Here is an 18,694-nt window from a genome sequence, read left to right on the forward strand (position 1 = left end):
CAACTGTTACTGCCAACTGTTACTGCCAACTGTTACTGCCAACTGTTACTGCCAACTGTTACTGCCAACTGTTACTGACCACTGAATACTAGAGCGCGCAGCTACTTCTTCGTTGCCTCGAAAAACTTCTCGTTGATATCATCTATATACGCCAGTACTTCATCGCGACCACTACGGTGGCTAGAGCTGGTGATGAAATGCGGTGGTGCTTCTTCCCACATGTCTTCTAACAATTGATCTAGGTATTGTTTTACCTGGCGCTCAATCGCTTTCGGTTTTAATTTATCTGCCTTGGTGAAGATAATGGCAAATGGTACTCCGTTTTCACCCATCCATTGCATGAATTCCATATCTATAGGTTGTGGGTCATGGCGAATATCTACAAGTACAAAAGAACACACTAGCTGCTCTCGTTGTAAAAAGTAATTGGTGATATATTTTTGAAAGGTCTTTTTATCTCTTTTAGAAACACGAGCATAACCATAGCCAGGTAAATCTACTAGAAACCAATTCTCATTGATTTTAAAGTGATTAATAAGCTGGGTTTTACCGGGTCTACCAGAAATTTTCGCCAAGCTTTTACGCTCGGTCAACATATTTATTAAAGAAGACTTACCAACGTTAGATCGGCCAATAAAGGCGTACTCGGGTAAAGGCTCTTTAGGGCATTTGGCAACATCAGAGTTGCTCATTACAAAGTCGGCCGACTTTATTTTCATTCGTAGGGTATTTAGAAATTGTTTTTCGTCAACCACTCATCAAGAATGGTATTGAATTCGTCTGGGTGCTCCATCATAGGTGCATGTCCGCATTTATCCATCCAAAATAAATCTGAATTAGGTAAAAGTTCATCGAACAGTTCTGCAACGTCTGGCGGAGTAACCGTATCATTTTTTCCCCATATAATACAAGTAGGGGTTTTCATGCTAGGTAGGTCTTGCGCCATGTTATGGCGAATGGCACTTTTAGCGATTGCCAAAGTCTTTACCAATTTTACACGATCATTGACCGTAGCAAAAACTTCATCTACTATCTCTTTGGTAGCCACTGCCGGGTCATAGAAAACATCTTGTGCCTTCTTTTTAATGAACTCATAATCACCACGTTTTGGGTAACCGTCGCCCATAGCACTTTCGTAAAGACCAGAACTACCTGTAATCACCAAAGCTTTTACTTTGGCTGGGTATAATTTAGTATGTAAAAGACCAATATGGCCGCCTAAAGAGTTGCCTAAAAGAATAACATCGTCCAGCTCTTTATAGTCAATGAATTTCTTAAGGTATTTGGCAAAATTCTTTACCGTTGTCTTTAACATCGGCATAGAGTATAGGGGCAATTCAGGAATCAGTACTTTGTAACCTTTAGGAGGGAAATAAGTATTCACTCCCTCAAAATTACTGAGTCCGCCCATTAATCCGTGAAGAATAATAATGGGTTTTCCTTCGCCTTTTTCTATATACTTAAATCCTCCGTCGTTGATCAATTCGTTTTCCATGCGCACTACTCATCAGTAATTGTCCAAATATAGGTAATTACCGAGAATAGCAAACAACTCTTTTCGATAAGGTGACCACAAGAAACTTTAAGAATTCACTTTTTCAAGATTTAGGGGCTGAGTGGGAAAATTATCCCATAAAATCCGATGAAGTGCAAAAACGTGTTCAAAAGTGGGGTAATTTATTAACAAAGTGGTTTTTAGTGGTAAAATGTGGTAATAATATTTATATATTTGAGTTATATAAACTAAACACAACCAAATTGGACATCTTTTTCTTTGGGACATTTAATTGCAAGGCTGATGCCAAGGGGCGTATTATGCTCCCTGTCGCGCTGCGTAATCAAGTGGCTCCGATCCTAAATGATGGGTTTTTTATAAAGAAGTCATATTTGAGCGAATGCTTGGAATTATATCCTGCATATGAGTGGCACAGAGTAATGGCAGAATTGAACGAAAAGAGCAGGTTCGATGAAGAAAACCTACAGTTTATAAGAATGTATACCGCAGGGCTTCGTCAAGTAGAAGTAGATACGACCGGTAGATTATTGATCCCTAAAGACATTATCTCATTAGGTGGTATTACCAAAGAAGTAGTCATTGCACCAATTGGTAAGCGATTAGAGATATGGGACAAGAAGGCGTATGACGAATCTATAAACGCAACGAAAGAAGAGAAGGTGAAGTTGGCAAAGCGTGTAATGTTAGGTGAAAAACCAAGTGGAGATGTATCATAATCCTGTATTACTGAAAGAATCGGTAGACGGTTTAAACATCAAAGAAGATGGTATATATGTAGATGTGACATTTGGCGGTGGCGGTCACTCTAAAGAGATATTAAAAAGATTGGGCAAAGAAGGCAGGTTGTATGCCTTTGATCAAGATGAGGATGCACAAGCAAATGCATTAGGTGATCCAAGATTTACGCTAATAGCGGAGAATTTTAGATACATCACCCAGTTTTTAAAGTTCTATGGCATAAAGAAGGTAGATGGTATTCTTGCGGACTACGGAGTTTCATCGCACCAATTCGATCAAGCGGAAAGAGGATTCTCTACACGTTTTGATGCGGATTTAGATATGCGAATGAGCAAGCGCAACACGCTATCAGCTTTTGAGGTGGTAAATAAGTACTCATATGATGATTTGCGTAAAGTATTGTTCGAGTACGGCGATATCAGAAATGCGAACGCCATGGCAAAAGTAATCGTTGCCAGTAGGGAAGAAGAAGAGATACAAACTACCGATGCATTGAAAACAGTGTTGAAGCAGTTTTTGCCAGAACATAGGCAGCATAAAATATTGGCACAGATATACCAAGCGATTCGTATAGAGGTGAACCAAGAGATAGAAGTGATCAAAGAGTTTTTGGAGCAAGCTCCAAAATTGTTAAATGAAAAAGGAAGGTTAAGTGTAATTAGCTACCACTCTTTAGAAGATAGGCTTGTAAAAAGATTTATAAGAGCAGGTCAGTTTGACGGAGAGCCAGAAAAAGATTTTTACGGCAATATAGATGTACCGTTAAAAAAGGTTGGCGGTTTAATAGTGCCAACAAGAGAAGAGATAAAATTGAATAACAGAGCACGTAGTGCAAAATTGAGAATAGCAGAGCGTAATGGCGAAAAATAAAGTGAAAACGGGTGTATTAGACCTATTAAAGGGTAAATTTTTGGTGAGCGGTGACGCCCCTAAAAATTGGCTGTTTATTATTTTCATTTCATTTTTGGCAACGGTAATGATCAGTAGCTCTCATAGTGCCGATCAAAAAGTACACCGCATTGCTTTATTAAATGAAGAAGTAAAAGAGTTGCGTAATGAGTTCGTAGATATGCGATCAGATGTGCAACAGCTAAAACTAGAATCGAGCATTACCGGTAAAATATCGGAAAAAGGACTGTTTCCTTCAGAGAATCCCCCACAGAAAATTAAGGTGAAATCTTTAAATGTTGAGGAATAATGGCGGCAACAGATAAAAGCATATTAAAAAGGCTCTACATAGTGGCGGGTTTCATGGTGCTCTTTGCGGGTGCAGTGTTGTTTAAACTGGTTTCTATACAAGTAGTGGACGGCGAAAAATACCAAGCATTGGCAGATACGCGTACCGAGCGTATGTTTACCATTGAGCCGAATAGAGGTAATCTATATTCTGACGATGGTAGCCTTTTGGCAACTTCAGTATCTAAATACACCATCCGTTTTGATGCCGTAACGGTAAGTAACGAAGATTTTAAAGAAAATGTGAAACCATTGGCAGATGCCTTGGCAAAGAATTTCGGTAAAACATCTTCTCACTATCAGCAGGTTTTAAGAAAAGCAAGAGAGAATAAAAATAGATATGCATTGCTGGTGCGTAATCTAGATTATTCTGAATACATGGCGGTAAAGAAATTTCCGCTATTGAATAAGGGAGCATATAAAGGCGGACTCATCATTGAGCAGCATGTTAAAAGAGAGCATCCGTTAGGTAAAATTGCCGAGCGTAGTGTTGGGTATGAGCGTGTAGATGAAAACGGATATTATACCCGTGTAGGTATGGAAGGTGCTTTTGGAGAATATCTAAGAGGAATTTCAGGGAAACGCTTAAAGCAAAAAATAGCAAAAGGACAGTGGAAGCCTATAGGTAATGATAATATCATTGAACCAAAAGATGGTTATGATGTGTATTCTACTATAGACATTAATATACAAGATATAGCACACCATGCATTATTGGGTCAGTTAGAGAAATATCAAGCAGACCACGGTACGGTAATCGTAATGGAAGTGAAAACCGGTGAGGTAAAAGCGATATCTAATTTAGGTCAGACCTCAGAAGGTAAATATTACGAGCGTTTAAATTACGCTATTGGTGAATCTCACGAGCCAGGTTCAACATTTAAATTGGTGAATTTGGTGGCTGCTTTAGAGGATAATGTAATAGATACCAGTTCCGTAATCGATACCGAAAAAGGAGCTTGGAAATTATATAAGCATACCATTAGGGATACCAAGCGTGGCGGACACGGAAAAATTACTATGTCTGAAGCTTTTGAAGTATCGTCAAATGTAGCCTTTGCTAAAATGATACATGAAGGGTATAAGAATGACCCAGAGAAATATGTGAACAGACTAATGAGTATGGGTATTCATAAAGAATTAGGACTTCCGGTAGTTGGTGAAGGTAAACCTGTATTGCGTTACCCAGGTGATAAAGGATGGTCAGGTCTTTCATTGGCACAAATGGCTTATGGTTATGAGGTGTCTATGACTCCGCTACAAACATTGGCATTCTATAATGCTATTGCAAACGATGGTGAAATGGTAAAGCCAAGATTGTTGAAAGAAGTGAAGGAGTGGAACAAGACAATTGAGAAGTTTGATAAAAAAGTATTGAATTCTGCAATATGCTCGCAGTCTACAGTAAAGAAAGTGCAACAGATATTAAAGAATGTAGTAGAGAAAGAGCATGGTACAGGTCACCGTATGTACTCCGATAATTTTTCAATGGCAGGAAAAACGGGAACTACCCAGACTAACTATGTATCTAAGGATAAATCGAAATACGAATACATTTCGTCGTTCGCAGGATATTTTCCGGCAGATGATCCAAAGTACTCCTGTATCGTAGTAATCCATAAGCCAGACAAAAGTGTTGGGTATTATGGTGCAGATGTATCCGGTCCGGTATTTAAATCTGTCGCTCAAAAGGTATATGCAACCTCACCTTTAACAAGTGAAGTAGATGTAAAAAATGTGTTGATAGCCAAAAATGAAGATTCTCACCAAGGATACTATAAGGCGGCACAACAAAAATATTCAGCAGTACCAAATGTAAAAGGTATGTGTGGTATGGATGCGGTTGCTATTCTTGAGAATTTAGGTATTGAAGTAGAAGTAAAAGGAAATGGAAAGGTAAAAAACCAATCTATCACCAAAGGCACAGATTTAAAGTCTGTCAAAAAAATAGTGTTAGAATTAATATGATGCAATTAAAGGACATATTATATGGAGTGCGTATTACTGCTGTTAGCGGTACTACCTCTTGTGATATAGCATCAGTTCGTTTTGATTCTCGTGAGGTTCAAAAAGATGATGCCTTCGTAGCTATAAAAGGTACGCTGACCGATGGTCATAAATATATTGATCAGGTAGTCGCTGCAGGTGCTAGAGCAATTGTTTGTGAGCAATTACCAGCAGACATGATTGATGATGTAACCTATGTACAGGTAGAAAGTGGTAATCAGGCATTGGCTTTGATGGCTTCTAACTACTACGGTACGCCATCTAAGAATTTAAAATTAGTAGGTGTTACGGGTACCAATGGTAAAACAACGGTATCTAGTTTATTATATCAGTTATTCAAAAAAGCAGGGTATAAAGTGGGCTTATTATCAACCATTAAAATTATGGTCGATGATACGGTTTATCCAACAAAACATACTACTCCAGATGCATTGGTGATCAATCAACATTTAAAATTGATGAACGATGCCGGTGTAGAGTATTGCTTTATGGAAGTAAGTTCTCATGGTATTCACCAGAAAAGAACCGAAGGCTTGGTATTTGAAGGCGCAATTTTTACGAATCTGTCTCACGATCATCTAGACTATCATAAAACATTTGCAGAGTACCGCGATACCAAAAAAATATTGTTTGATCAATTGCCGAAAACGGCTTTTGCATTGACCAATGTAGATGATAAGAATGGTTTGGTAATGTTGCAGAATACTAAGGCTAGAAAAGCAAGCTACGCCTTAAAGAATTATGCAGATTATAGAGCTCAGATATTAGAAAATCAGTTCGACGGTCAGTTATTGAAAATCAATGACCATGAGCTATGGACAAAATTAATAGGTCATTTCAATACCTACAATATGCTGGCGATTTTTGCGACAGCAGATTTATTAGGCTTGGAGCAATTAGAAACCCTTCGCTTGTTGAGTGAGTTGGAGAATGTAGACGGAAGGTTTCAATATTTTATATCAAAGAAAAAAATTACGGCTATAGTTGATTATGCCCATACGCCGGACGCCCTAAAAAATGTGCTTGAGACAATCAACACGTTGAGAACTGGAAATGAAAACGTCATCACCGTTGTGGGGTGTGGTGGCGATAGAGACAGATCAAAGCGTCCGGTAATGGGTAATATCGCATCAGAGATGAGTAACAAGACCATTTTCACCTCTGATAACCCGAGAACGGAGTCGCCAACTGAAATTATTTCAGAAATGGAGGCAGGTGTAGAGCCTCAGAACGTAAAAAAGATTTTATCCATTGAGAATAGAGAGCAGGCAATTAAAACTGCATGCCAACTAGCAGATGACAACGATATCATATTAGTAGCCGGCAAAGGTCATGAGACCTACCAAGAAACCAACGGCGTACGCATAGATTTCGATGATTTTAAAATAGTAAAAGAGCTTTTAAACAGCTTAGAGAAATAATTAAGGCTTAGTAGCAAAGAATACAGATTATATGTTAACCTACCTGTTCGAATATTTAGAAAAACAATACCAGTTGCCTGGAGCTTCGCTGTTTCAGTTCAGCACCTTTCGTGCGGCAATGGCTATACTGTTTTCATTAATGATTGCGACGGTTTACGGTAAGCGTGTTATTCTGTTTTTACAGAAGCAACAAGTAGGTGAGACTATTCGTGATTTAGGACTAGATGGTCAAAAGCAAAAAGCAGGTACGCCAACAATGGGTGGGGTTATTATTATCATGTCCACACTGATACCAGTATTATTGTTTGCACGCTTAGAGAATATTTACATCATGCTATTGATATTCACCATGTTGTGGATGGGGGCTATCGGTTTTTTAGATGATTACATCAAAGTATTCAAAAAGAACAAAGAAGGTTTAAAAGGTAAGTTTAAAGTCTTAGGTCAGGTAGTATTAGGGCTAATAGTAGGTGCAGTACTTTATTTTCACCCAGAGGTGACCATGCGTGATCATGATAAAACAATCATTACTAAAGACTACACGGTAGAACAAGTAAAAGGAGCAGAGATTAAGTCGACCATGACTACAGTTCCTTTTTTTAAGAATAATGAGTTTGATTATGAGAGTTTAATAGCGTGGGCAGGTGATGACGCAAAAGACTATGCATGGTTATTGTTTATACCTATTATCATATTGATAGTAACGGCGGTATCTAACGGTGCAAATTTAACTGATGGGATCGATGGTCTCGCGGCAGGTACATCAGCAATAATAGTATTTACGCTGGGCATTTTTGCCTTGGTGTCTGGTAACATCATTTTTTCTGATTACTTAGATATAATGTATATACCACGAGTAGGTGAGTTGTTGGTATTTATTACCGCTTTTGCTGGAGCATTGATCGGGTTCTTATGGTACAATGCATTCCCAGCACAAGTGTTTATGGGAGATACGGGTAGTTTAACTATTGGTGGAGTAATTGCTGTAATCGCAATAATAGTACGTAAAGAATTATTGATACCGGTGTTATGTGGAATCTTCTTTGCGGAGTCGCTTTCAGTGATGATACAAGTAGGGTATTTTAAATACACAAAGAAAAAATTTGGTGAAGGGCGACGTATATTTTTAATGTCTCCATTACATCACCATTATCAAAAAATGGGATACCACGAAAGTAAGATCGTAACCCGTTTTTGGATTGTAGGTATACTATTGGCAATTGTAACTGTAGTGACCTTAAAAATTAGATAATGGCATTACTGGTAGTTCTTGGAGGAGGAGAAAGTGGAGTAGGGACAGCCATTTTAGGATTGAAAAAAGGATACGATGTATTTGTATCCGATAAAGGAAAAATTAAAGAGAAGTATAAAAACGTTCTTGAACATTTTGGAATTGATTGGGAAGAAGAACAGCATTCTGAAGACCGCATACTAAAAGCCGATTTGGTAATGAAGAGTCCGGGTATACCAGACAAAGTACCCTTGGTAAAGCAGTTGGTAGCGAAAGGTGTTCCTGTAATATCAGAGATTGAATTTGCATCAAAATACACCGATGCAAAAATCATTGGTATCACGGGTAGCAACGGAAAAACAACGACTACCATGCTAACCAACCACATTTTGGCAAATGCCGGATTGAAAGTGGGTATGGCAGGAAACATTGGTGATAGTTATGCGAAAATGGTTGCAGAGAATGATTTTGAGTATTACGTGCTTGAGATCAGCAGTTTTCAATTAGACGGCATAGTGGATTTTAAACCACACATTGCCGTGATTACGAATATTACACCAGATCACTTAGATCGGTATGAGTATGAGTTTGAAAACTATATCGCATCTAAATTTAGAATTGCAGAAAACCAAGACGAAAACGATTATTTGATTTATGATGCAGATGATACGGTTTTGGTAGAATGGCTGAACAAGCACCCGGTTAAATCAAAGTTAATGCCCTTTTCATTGAATAAAGTATTTGAACAAGGCGCATTTATAGAACAAAACGAGATAATAATAAAAACAACAACAGACACTATTAGCATGACGAAGAACACTTTGGCCTTAGAAGGTCAGCACAATGTAAAGAACACAATGGCAGCGGCAACAATTGCCAAATTAGTCGGTATTCGTAAGGAAACGATAAGAGCTTGTGTTTCTAATTTTCAAGGGGCTCCCCACCGTTTGGAAAAGGTGTTGAAAATACATCATGTGGAATATATCAATGACTCAAAAGCAACAAATGTAAACGCTGCTTATTACGCATTGGATAGCATGAAAACACCTACTGTTTGGATCGTAGGTGGTGTAGATAAGGGCAATGAGTACATGGAGTTAATGCCATTGGTACGTGAAAAAGTAAAAGCGATTATTTGCTTGGGTGAGGATAATGAAAAAATCAAGCATGTATTTGGTAATGCTGTGGATCTATTGGTAGAAACATATGCAATGGAAGAAGCTGTAAAAGTTGCTTATAAGATTGCAGAGCGTGGTGATACGGTTTTGTTATCACCGGCATGTGCAAGTTTCGATTTGTTTAAGAACTATGAGGATCGCGGAAATCAATTTAAGAACTGTGTAAAGAACCTATAAGGTGTTGAATATATTTCAAAACATAAAAGGAGATAAAGCTATTTGGGCCATTGCGGCACTCTTGGCCTTATTTTCATTTCTACCAGTATATAGTGCCAGTAGTAATTTGGTCTATGTAGTAGGTAGCGGTACGCCAGTTGGTCATTTGGTAAAACATGCCATACTGTTGTTTTTAGGTTTTGGAATTATATACGGGGTACATAAGATACCTACACACTTTTTTAAGGGGTTATCCATGATAGCGCTGCCCATAGTGTTGGTATTGCTCATATTCGTATTGGCGCAAGGTACTTCAAGTGGTGGTACCAATGCTAGTCGTTGGATCCGTTTGCCATTGGTAGGTTTCGGTTTTCAGCCCTCTAACTTGGCGGCAGTAGTGTTAATGATATATGTGGCGCGTTATTTCTCTAAGGTTAGAGATATTAAAATAACGTTTACAGAAAGCATTGTGCCATTGTGGTTGCCTGTATTTGCAGTAGTGGCGTTAATATTACCAGCTAACTTTTCAACTGCTGCTATTGTATTCTCCATGGTTATGGTATTGTGTTTTTTAGGAGGATATCCTATGAAATACTTATTAGGAATCGTAGGAACGGGAATAGTGTGCTTGTCCATATTCATATTAACGGCAAAAGCGTTTCCAGATTTGTTTCCGAATAGGGTAGATACCTGGATGAGCAGGATCGATAGTTTCTCTAATCCTGATGACTCAGAAGGAACCTATCAAATAGAAAGAGCCAAAATTGCTATAGCTACAGGCGGAGTAATGGGTAAAGGAGCGGGAAAAAGTGTGCAGAAGAACTTTTTGCCGCAGAGTTCATCAGATTTCATCTATGCGATTATCGTTGAGGAATATGGTTTAATAGGTGGATTTGTTTTGATGCTATTTTACTTGTTTCTGTTGTTTAGGATAGTGGTCGTCGCTAACGGATGTGCATCTGTCTTTAGCAAGTTGCTGGTGCTAGGTGTTGGTTTGCCTATTGTTTTTCAAGCGTTGATTAATATGGCGGTAGCGGTAGAGTTATTTCCGGTAACGGGGCAGAATTTACCATTGATAAGTAGCGGAGGAACCTCTAGCTGGATGACCTGTTTGGCTATAGGTATAATTTTAAGTGCAAGTAATAAAAGTATAGCTCAGGAGAGTGCTTCTGGCAACGATATTGATATGGATGAAACGAACCCTTTAGAGATTTTAAGTGGGCAGTTATAAGTTCATTTTATCAGGAGGAGGTACTGGCGGACATATTTATCCGGCGATAGCCATAGCGAACGAATTGAAAAGGAGACATCCTGATGCGGAATTTTTGTTCATAGGGGCGAAGGATAGAATGGAGATGGAGAAAGTGCCGCAGGCAGGGTACAAAATAGAAGGATTGTGGATTACAGGAATTCAGCGCAAACTGACCCTTAAAAATCTACTGTTTCCAATAAAATTGATAAGTAGTTTAATGAGAGCAAATAGCATCGTATCGAAGTTTAAACCACACGCCGTAATTGGTACGGGTGGTTTTGCGAGTGGTCCGTTGTTAAAAATGGCAACCGTAAAAGGTATACCATGTGTTTTGCAAGAACAAAATTCATTTGCAGGCATCACCAATAAACTATTAAAAGATAAAGTGAAGAAAATCTGTGTGGCTTATGATGACATGGAGAAGTTTTTTCCGAAAGATAAAATTGTAAAAACAGGTAATCCTGTACGTTCAGATTTAGTGGAATTGAAAGCTACTAAAGATGAAGCTTTACAGTATTTTGAATTGAATGCCGATAAGAAAACACTTTTAGTATTAGGTGGAAGTTTAGGGGCAAGGCGCATCAACCAATTGGTAGCGGATCATTTAGAATATTTTGAAGCATTAGGCTTACAGGTAATATGGCAATGTGGTAAAGGGTATTACGAAACCTACAAATTGCATCAGTCAGAGAACATTAAGGTGCATGCTTTTTTAAACTCGATGGATAAAGCTTATGTAGCGGCAGATTTCATCATTTCAAGAGCAGGTGCAGGTGCGGTGTCAGAATTGTGTTTGGTAGGTAAACCAACATTCTTTATTCCGTCGCCAGTTGTGGCGGAAGATCACCAGACCATGAATGCATTGTCTTTGGTTGGGCATGAGGCTGCAATTATGATTAGAGAAAAAGAGCTTGATGCAACATTTAAAACGGAGTTTGAATCTGTATTTAAATCTGCAGAAAAGCAACAAGAACTATCAAAGAATATTAAGTCATTGGCATTACCAAATGCCACTGCTGATATCTGTGATGAAATAGAAAAATTGATAAAATAAAATGAACGTAACGCAAATACATAAGGTGTATTTTATTGGCATAGGAGGCATAGGTATGTCTGCTTTGGCGCGTTATTTTGCGTTTATAAATAAGGCGGTTGCCGGCTATGACAAAACCGAGAGTCCACTAACAAAAGAATTGGCAAGTTCAGGTATTGATATTCACTATACAGATGATATCAATGTAGTGCCAGATGAATATAAGAATGACAAAGAGCATACCTTGGTAGTATATACGCCAGCGGTACCTGCTTCTCATTCGGAGTATCAGTATTTTTTAAATAATGGCTTCACGATTAAGAAACGCTCAGAGGTACTTGGATTAATAACCAAAGACTCTTTCTGCTTGGCAGTTGCCGGTACACATGGTAAAACAACAACCTCTAGTATTTTGGCGCATTTGTTAAAAGAAACAGGAGTTAAACTGACGGCTTTCTTAGGTGGAATTTCAGAAGATTTCAATAGTAATTTCCTTTTCGAAGGAACGGAGTATTCGGTGGTAGAAGCAGATGAATTTGATCGTTCATTTATGCAGTTGACGCCAAATGTAGCCTGTGTTACGTCAATGGATGCTGATCACCTTGATATTTATGGTGATGCGCAAGAATTGGAAAGAACATTTGTAGATTTTACCAAACGCTTAAAACCGGGCGGTAAATTATTTGTTCGTAATGGTTTGCCCTTAGAAGGGTTGACCTATGGTATAGAAGACGATTCGGATTATTGCATCCGGAACATAAAAATAGAACATGGCACCTACATATTCGATTTGGAGACCCCTGACCTCAAACTAGAAGGGGTTGAATTCAACAAACCTGGGCGACATAATTTGTTGAACGGTTTGGTAGCTTTCGCAATGGCGATGCAAGCAGGTTCCCCACCGCATCGCCTTGCAGAGGCATTAGCAACATTTAGAGGAGTGCAAAGGCGATTTTCGTATCAGATTAAAAGTGATGATTTCATTTTTATTGATGATTATGCACATCACCCAACAGAGATAAATGCTGTTTTTGAAGCAGTTGCAGAAATGCATCCGAATAAAAAAGTGTTGGCAATTTTTCAGCCACACCTGTTTTCAAGAACACGTGATTTTGCAGATGAGTTCGCAAAAAGCTTATCGCAATTCGAGAATATATTGTTGTTAGATATCTATCCGGCTAGAGAAGAGCCGATTGAAGGAGTTACGGCAGATTGGTTGTTGGAGAAGGTGACAAGTAGTAATAAAAAATTAATTTCAAAAGAACAAATCCTTTCTGAGATAAAAAAACAAGATCCTGAAGTTTTACTAACAATGGGAGCTGGAGATATAGGTTTAGAAGTTGTGAAAATAAAAAAAGAAATGTCGTATGCAGGTTAATTGGAATTTTATAAAGTTAGCTGCTTTGGTTCTAGTAATCATGGGGTTATATGCTTTTTCGAATGAGCGTAATAGCGCCAAGAATGTTACGGGAATGAAGGTAGAATTCGTTGGGGATCAAAATTTGTACCTCACTGAAGGAACGGTTAATAAATTGTTAATACAAAATTACGGAAGCCTTGATAATGTGCCCAAAGAAAATATAGTTTTGAATACTGTAGAAAAGGCCCTTGAGGCCAATGAAATGGTAAAAAGTGCACAAGTCTATCTAACAATAGATGGTGAGCTAACGTCGAGAATAGTTCAACGTAAACCAATAGGACGTATTGAGGGGGTTTCAAAATTCTATTTGGACGATGAAGGAAAGAGAATGCCGCTTTCAAATAATCATTCAGCAAGAGTTCCTATCATAACGGGCAATATCAGTGGTAAAAGCCTTGAAGATGTCTATGTCATTTTGGAACATATAAATATGGACGATTTTTTTCGTGAATCTGTAATTGGTATTCATATCAAAGGAGAAGAAGAATATCAGTTACGATTAAGGCTTAACAATTTTGTTGTAAACATAGGCGGTATTGAAGATTTAGATGCCAAGTTTAGCAATTTTAAGGCATTTTATGCCAAAGCGAACAAGGATGAGACCTTGGAGGATTATGCAGAAGTAAGTTTAGAATTCAATAACCAGGTGGTGTGCACTAAAATATAATAAAATGGAACAAACTAAATATTCAGTCGGTTTAGACATTGGAACAACGAAAATCGTTGCCATAATCGGAAAGCAAAACGAGTATGGTAAAATTGAGATTTTGGGTATCGGTAAGTCCAAAAGTTTAGGTGTACACAGAGGTGTGGTAAATAATATTACCCAAACCATAAAATCTATTCAGCAGGCAGTTGAAGAGGCAGAAGCAAATTCAGGTCTTAAAATTGGATCTGTCGTTGTTGGTATAGCCGGTCAACATATAAGAAGTTTACAGCACAGCGATTACATCACCAGAAAAGATTCTGAGGAAGTAATTGGTGAAGAAGATGTTGACTTACTATGCAATCAAGTGCACAAATTGATTATGCTACCGGGTGAAGAGATTATTCATGTCTTACCACAAGAATACAAAGTTGATGGTCAAGCTGAAATACGCGAGCCTGTTGGTATGTATGGTGGTAGGCTAGAGGCTAACTTTCATGTAGTAGTTGGTCAAGTTGTTTCAATAAAGAATGTAGGTCGTTGCATTAAAAGTGCAGGGTTAGATTTAGGGAATATAACACTAGAACCACTAGCGTCATCTGATGCAGTATTAAGTCAAGAAGAAAAAGAAGCAGGTGTAGCACTAATCGATATAGGTGGTGGTACAACTGATCTGGCTATTTTTAAAGATGGTATTATTAGACATACTGCGGTAATACCTTTCGGTGGTGGAGTCATTACAGAGGATATTAAAGAAGGATGTTCAATTATAGAGAAACAGGCAGAGCTGTTGAAAACCAGATTTGGTTCAGCATGGCCAGGTGAGAACAGGGATAATGAAATTGTATCTATACCAGGTTTACGTGGTAGAGAGCCAAAAGAAATCTCTCTGAAAAATCTTTCTAAAATAATTCATGCACGTGTAGTTGAGATTATTGAGCAGGTATATGTAGAAATCAAAAACTACGGTCACGAAGAACAAAAGAAGAAATTAATTGCAGGTATCGTGTTAACAGGTGGTGGAAGCCAACTTAAACATTTAAAGCAATTAGTGGAATATATAACAGGTATGGATACTCGTATCGGGTACCCTAATGAACATTTAGCTGGCGATTCTGATGAAGAAGTTGCTAGTCCATTGTACGCAACAGCTGTTGGTCTTTTAATGAATGCCATTAAAAATCAAGAGAAGTTGAAATTGACGCAAGAAGAGATTTTGCAAGAACAAGAGCTAGAGCAGGAAGAAGAGTTAGTATACGCTGAACGTGATACTGAGGCAGTAGCACGACCAAATCTGCATAAAGAAAGAAAATCTGTTTTTGATAAGTGGTCTGAAAAATTGAAAGAATTTTTAGATAACGCAGAGTAATAAGCATAGCACAAGAGAATACATAACCAGTAATAATTAGAATATGAGTAAGAACAGCGAATTTGATAATATCTCCTTTGATCTACCAAAGAATCAAAGCAACGTTATAAAAGTCATTGGTGTAGGTGGCGGTGGTAGTAATGCCATTAATCACATGTTCCAGGCAGGAATTAACGGAGTTGATTTTGTAATCTGTAATACAGATTCTCAGGCTTTAGACAATAGTCCGGTGCCAAACAAAATACAATTAGGTGTATCATTAACAGAGGGTTTGGGTGCTGGTGCCAATCCTGAAGTAGGTGAACAAGCTGCCATGGAAAGTATGGAAGAAATCAAAAGTATGTTGGATACAACTACTAAAATGATCTTCATTACTGCAGGTATGGGTGGGGGAACAGGAACTGGTGCTGCTCCCGTAATTGCCAAGTTTGCAAAAGAAATGGATGTTCTTACTGTTGGTATCGTTACTATGCCGTTTCAATTCGAAGGTAAAATGCGAGTTGAACAAGCACAACGTGGTATTGAAAAATTACGTAATAATGTCGATTCGCTGATCGTCATTAATAACAATAAATTAAGAGAAGTATATGGAAACCTAGGATTCAAAGCTGGTTTCTCTAAAGCTGATGAAGTGTTGGCTACTGCTGCTAGAGGTATTGCAGAAGTTATTACACATCACTATACACAAAATATAGATTTACGTGACGCTAAAACAGTACTATCTAATAGTGGTACTGCTATTATGGGTTCTGCTATTTCATCTGGCTCTGCAAGAGCTAATGAAGCAATCATGAAAGCATTAGATTCTCCGTTATTGAATGATAATAAAATCCAAGGAGCTAAAAATGTATTGTTATTGATCGTTTCTGGTGCTCAAGAAATTACTATCGATGAGATTGGTGAAATCAATGATCATATTCAGATTGAGGCAGGATACGGAGCAAACATTATTATGGGTGTTGGCGAAGATGAGAGCTTAGGCGAAGCTATAGCTGTAACGGTAATTGCTACAGGTTTTAATATTGAGCAACAAGACGATATTGTAAATACGGAGTCAAAGAAAATCATTCATACCTTAGAAGAAGGACAACGTGCAGAAGCAATGTTGTTATCTAACCTAAAAACGGTTCATACTTTAGAAATGGACGATGAGGAAGAGGAGGTAAAACAAGTCAAACCCGTAAAAAAGTATGAGTTCGTTGAGGAAGAAGATTTTGATTTGATACCTACAACGAACTATATTAAAAATTTCAATGTTTTTTACGAGGAAGTACTAGCAGAGAATGTTTCAGAAGAAGATTTTGTTATCGTAGATGCGCCTTCATCTTTTAGAGATATTGAAGTAGTTGAGCCAGAAGAAATACAAGTTGAAGAAGAAGATGATCAATTTACGGTAGGTTTTGAAAGTTCTTCAAGAGACGAGGAAGAAAAAGAAAACGTAATCATGTTTGATCTACATGATGAAGTGAAAGATATTGATGTTAATGAAAGCATCGAAATTGTACCAGTATTAGAGTATAATAAGAATGGTGAGAAACGCTATAGTTTAGATGACTATATGCAGTTAGAAAGTAAGTTGACTGGTGCAAAATCTAAGGCAGAAGAATTCGAGCCTAAAATTATTGAAGACGAGTTAGTATTTGAAAGAAAGACTGTAGCTCCAAAAAGAGAAGCACACCCAGAGGAGCAATTAGATCCAATGGAAACGCCTATTGAAGAGTTATTGAGAGATAGAGCTGATGAACGTAGAAGGAAATTGAAAGATTTCAATTATAAGTTCAAAAACAATGCACCTACTAGCTATGACGAAAAGAAACCGGCATACCAAAGACAAGGTGTTGATTTGAACGAAAGTTCACGAGAAAAGAAGATCTCTAGAACATCATTGAGTGGAGATAGTAATGACGATATACAGTTGCGATCTAACAACTCATTTTTGCATGATAATGTGGACTAATAATAGTCATACAATATTTTTAAACCCGAAAACTAAGTTAGTTTTCGGGTTTTATTTTTTTATCTTTACAGACCAAAATAAAGATGAAATGGGTTTACAGCAAAAAGTAATGGAGCAGTTGAAATTAGCTATGAAAGCAAAGGATGCTGTAGCGCTAGAATCACTTAGGGCTATTAAATCTGCTTTATTGGTAGCTAGTACAAGTGGAGGCGCAGAAATAACTGAAGATGACGAGATACAAATAGTACAGAAGTTAGTAAAACAAAGAAAAGATAGTGCTGCTATTTTTATAGAACAAGGAAGACAAGATCTTGCTGATCCAGAATTGGCACAGATTGCGGTAATAGAACAATTTTTGCCAGAACAACTTACAGAGGAAGAAGTAGAAAAAGTAGTCGTTCAAACTATAGATGCTACTGGTGCCTCAGGTATGAAGGATATGGGTAAGGTAATGGGTATTGTTTCTAAAGAATTAGCAGGTCAAGCAGATGGTAAATTAATATCTACAATCGTAAAAAAGAAATTAGCATAACATAGTTTAATATTAGGGCATTTTTAATTTTGCTAATTGCTAATTGCTAATTGCTAATTGCTAATTGCTAATTGCTAATTGCTAATTGCTAATTAAACATTGAATTTAAAGTAATGGCCTCGTGGCGCAACTGAATAGCGCATCAGATTTCGGCTCTGAGGGTTGGGGGTTTGAATCCCTTCGAGGTCACTAAGTTTTAAAGCCACATCTTAAAAGGTGTGGCTTTTTTGTGTTTTAATCCTCACTGTAATGAGGTGAATTGGTCTTGCCTATTTATATAGGTAGAGCTTAGGTGTCGAATGGCCTAGTAATGATGTGGTTTTCATTTTTTATTGTTGTGTGTATTGAAAATCTTGTTAGTATGTATAGATAGTATCGGAAGAACTCTTTTTAAATAGAGATTAAAACGGATGATTATAGTTGCTGATTTATGATATACCAAGTTCAAGTTGCAAGAATTCTATGTAGTATATATGAGTAACAATTAAAATCATTTTTTTTCTGCTTATGTTTTTTACTGTAGTAAGAGTATAGATATTAAAATTGCTACACTATTATATGTTGTTTACACTTTTTTTAGGTCTTAATATGTAATATAATGACTAGGTGAAACTTCTTTTTTGAGTATCTAATGCTGTTTGAAATTGAGAAACACAAACCAGTTTAATAGTGGAAGGCTATAATGTGTATTGAGGTAATCATTGTTGTTCAATTTTTATGTGATTTCTATTGTTTCTAATTGTCGGTAAATCATGTTGTTATGTTGAGGTTAAAAAACTTTCATTTTTTATTTTAAAAAAGGCTTGTGATATTAATAATAGTGTGTACATTTGCACCCCGCAAACGAGGAAGATTATTTCTGAAACGTTAGTTGGAAAAAGGTTCATAGATATGTTGTTTTGGTCTGGCGAAAAAAGAAAAAATTTTTTTTTCGATAAAAGTTGTCAGGTTAAAAAACAGTTGTATATTTGCAGCCGCTTAGGGAAACACCTAAGGGAAACG

The 18,694-nt window shown here is 37.5% G+C and carries 16 protein-coding genes and 1 tRNA gene; 15 read left to right on the plus strand and 2 right to left on the minus strand.

From position 1 onward, the window contains the following. Nucleotides 1-101 precede the first annotated feature (101 nt). Both yihA and Q0871_RS18420 read right to left on the minus strand, forming a co-directional pair. Complete coding sequence (yihA, locus tag Q0871_RS18415; protein ID WP_299326489.1) at nt 102-719, minus strand: ribosome biogenesis GTP-binding protein YihA/YsxC; 618 nt, start codon at nt 717-719, stop codon at nt 102-104. A gap of 11 nt (nt 720-730) precedes the next feature. Next, entirely contained in the window at nt 731-1,495 is a 765-nt protein-coding gene (locus tag Q0871_RS18420) for an alpha/beta hydrolase (protein WP_299326492.1), read from the minus strand. 71 nt (nt 1,496-1,566) lie between these two features. On the opposite strand from Q0871_RS18420, the gene Q0871_RS18425 reads away from it, so the two are divergent. The 15 genes from Q0871_RS18425 (at nt 1,567) to Q0871_RS18495 (ending at nt 17,881) form a co-directional block, all read left to right on the plus strand. Then, a complete protein-coding gene (locus Q0871_RS18425; RefSeq protein ID WP_299326495.1) occupies nt 1,567-2,232 on the plus strand; it encodes a division/cell wall cluster transcriptional repressor MraZ in 666 nt (221 codons plus the stop codon). Next, a complete protein-coding gene (gene rsmH, locus Q0871_RS18430) occupies nt 2,222-3,124 on the plus strand; it encodes a 16S rRNA (cytosine(1402)-N(4))-methyltransferase RsmH (protein ID WP_299326532.1) in 903 nt (300 codons plus the stop codon). The genes Q0871_RS18425 and rsmH overlap by 11 nt, the downstream gene beginning before the upstream one ends. A 1-nt stretch (nt 3,125) precedes the next feature. Further along, a complete protein-coding gene (locus Q0871_RS18435; RefSeq protein WP_282076236.1) occupies nt 3,126-3,452 on the plus strand; it encodes an FtsL-like putative cell division protein in 327 nt (108 codons plus the stop codon). After that, a complete protein-coding gene (locus tag Q0871_RS18440; RefSeq protein ID WP_299326498.1) occupies nt 3,452-5,458 on the plus strand; it encodes a penicillin-binding protein in 2,007 nt (668 codons plus the stop codon). The genes Q0871_RS18435 and Q0871_RS18440 overlap by 1 nt, the downstream gene beginning before the upstream one ends. Further along, nucleotides 5,455-6,918, plus strand: coding sequence for a UDP-N-acetylmuramoyl-L-alanyl-D-glutamate--2,6-diaminopimelate ligase (locus Q0871_RS18445; protein ID WP_299326501.1), 1,464 nt, complete (start codon nt 5,455-5,457; stop codon nt 6,916-6,918). Before Q0871_RS18440 ends, Q0871_RS18445 begins: the two co-directional genes overlap by 4 nt. Nucleotides 6,919-6,949: 31 nt before the next feature. After that, complete coding sequence (mraY, locus tag Q0871_RS18450) at nt 6,950-8,170, plus strand: phospho-N-acetylmuramoyl-pentapeptide-transferase (protein WP_299326503.1); 1,221 nt, start codon at nt 6,950-6,952, stop codon at nt 8,168-8,170. Further along, complete coding sequence (murD, locus tag Q0871_RS18455; protein WP_299326508.1) at nt 8,170-9,504, plus strand: UDP-N-acetylmuramoyl-L-alanine--D-glutamate ligase; 1,335 nt, start codon at nt 8,170-8,172, stop codon at nt 9,502-9,504. The genes mraY and murD overlap by 1 nt, the downstream gene beginning before the upstream one ends. Nucleotide 9,505: 1 nt before the next feature. After that, entirely contained in the window at nt 9,506-10,714 is a 1,209-nt protein-coding gene (locus Q0871_RS18460) for an FtsW/RodA/SpoVE family cell cycle protein (RefSeq protein WP_299326511.1), read from the plus strand. Continuing rightward, the gene (murG, locus tag Q0871_RS18465) at nt 10,701-11,789 is read left to right on the plus strand and encodes an undecaprenyldiphospho-muramoylpentapeptide beta-N-acetylglucosaminyltransferase (RefSeq protein WP_299326514.1); all 1,089 of its coding nucleotides are present in this window, start codon (nt 10,701-10,703) and stop codon (nt 11,787-11,789) included. The genes Q0871_RS18460 and murG overlap by 14 nt, the downstream gene beginning before the upstream one ends. 1 nt (nt 11,790) lies before the next feature. After that, nucleotides 11,791-13,146: a UDP-N-acetylmuramate--L-alanine ligase gene (gene murC, locus Q0871_RS18470; RefSeq protein ID WP_299326517.1), complete on the plus strand. Its 1,356-nt coding sequence runs from the start codon at nt 11,791-11,793 to the stop codon at nt 13,144-13,146. Beyond that, nucleotides 13,136-13,855 (plus strand): cell division protein FtsQ/DivIB, encoded by a 720-nt coding sequence (locus tag Q0871_RS18475; protein WP_299326520.1) that lies wholly within the window; start codon nt 13,136-13,138, stop codon nt 13,853-13,855. Before murC ends, Q0871_RS18475 begins: the two co-directional genes overlap by 11 nt. Nucleotides 13,856-13,859: 4 nt before the next feature. Next, nucleotides 13,860-15,203: a cell division protein FtsA gene (ftsA, locus tag Q0871_RS18480; RefSeq protein WP_299326523.1), complete on the plus strand. Its 1,344-nt coding sequence runs from the start codon at nt 13,860-13,862 to the stop codon at nt 15,201-15,203. A gap of 43 nt (nt 15,204-15,246) precedes the next feature. Then, a complete protein-coding gene (gene ftsZ, locus Q0871_RS18485; protein ID WP_299326526.1) occupies nt 15,247-17,160 on the plus strand; it encodes a cell division protein FtsZ in 1,914 nt (637 codons plus the stop codon). 88 nt (nt 17,161-17,248) lie between these two features. Continuing rightward, nucleotides 17,249-17,692, plus strand: a complete 444-nt coding sequence (locus Q0871_RS18490) for a GatB/YqeY domain-containing protein (protein WP_299326529.1) — start codon at nt 17,249-17,251, stop codon at nt 17,690-17,692. Nucleotides 17,693-17,807: 115 nt separating this feature from the next. Beyond that, nucleotides 17,808-17,881 (plus strand) — tRNA-Arg (locus tag Q0871_RS18495). Nucleotides 17,882-18,694 lie beyond the last annotated feature (813 nt).

It is taken from the genome of uncultured Maribacter sp. (assembly GCF_947500985.1).
In the GTDB taxonomy this organism is placed as follows: Bacteria; Bacteroidota; Bacteroidia; order Flavobacteriales; family Flavobacteriaceae; genus Maribacter.

Bases quoted from the DNA above. Each gene is read 5' to 3' on its own strand.
- murD (WP_299326508.1), top strand. From the start codon at position 8,170: ATGGCATTACTGGTAGTTCTTGGAGGAGGAGAAAGTGGAGTAGGGACA.
- mraY (WP_299326503.1), top strand. From the start codon at position 6,950: ATGTTAACCTACCTGTTCGAATATTTAGAAAAACAATACCAGTTGCCT.
- rsmH (WP_299326532.1), top strand. From the start codon at position 2,222: ATGTATCATAATCCTGTATTACTGAAAGAATCGGTAGACGGTTTAAAC.
- ftsZ (WP_299326526.1), top strand. From the start codon at position 15,247: ATGAGTAAGAACAGCGAATTTGATAATATCTCCTTTGATCTACCAAAG.
- Q0871_RS18475 (WP_299326520.1), top strand. From the start codon at position 13,136: ATGCAGGTTAATTGGAATTTTATAAAGTTAGCTGCTTTGGTTCTAGTA.
- yihA (WP_299326489.1), bottom strand. From the start codon at position 719: ATGAAAATAAAGTCGGCCGACTTTGTAATGAGCAACTCTGATGTTGCC.
- Q0871_RS18445 (WP_299326501.1), top strand. From the start codon at position 5,455: ATGATGCAATTAAAGGACATATTATATGGAGTGCGTATTACTGCTGTT.
- murC (WP_299326517.1), top strand. From the start codon at position 11,791: ATGAACGTAACGCAAATACATAAGGTGTATTTTATTGGCATAGGAGGC.
- Q0871_RS18440 (WP_299326498.1), top strand. From the start codon at position 3,452: ATGGCGGCAACAGATAAAAGCATATTAAAAAGGCTCTACATAGTGGCG.
- Q0871_RS18490 (WP_299326529.1), top strand. From the start codon at position 17,249: ATGGGTTTACAGCAAAAAGTAATGGAGCAGTTGAAATTAGCTATGAAA.
- ftsA (WP_299326523.1), top strand. From the start codon at position 13,860: ATGGAACAAACTAAATATTCAGTCGGTTTAGACATTGGAACAACGAAA.
- Q0871_RS18420 (WP_299326492.1), bottom strand. From the start codon at position 1,495: ATGGAAAACGAATTGATCAACGACGGAGGATTTAAGTATATAGAAAAA.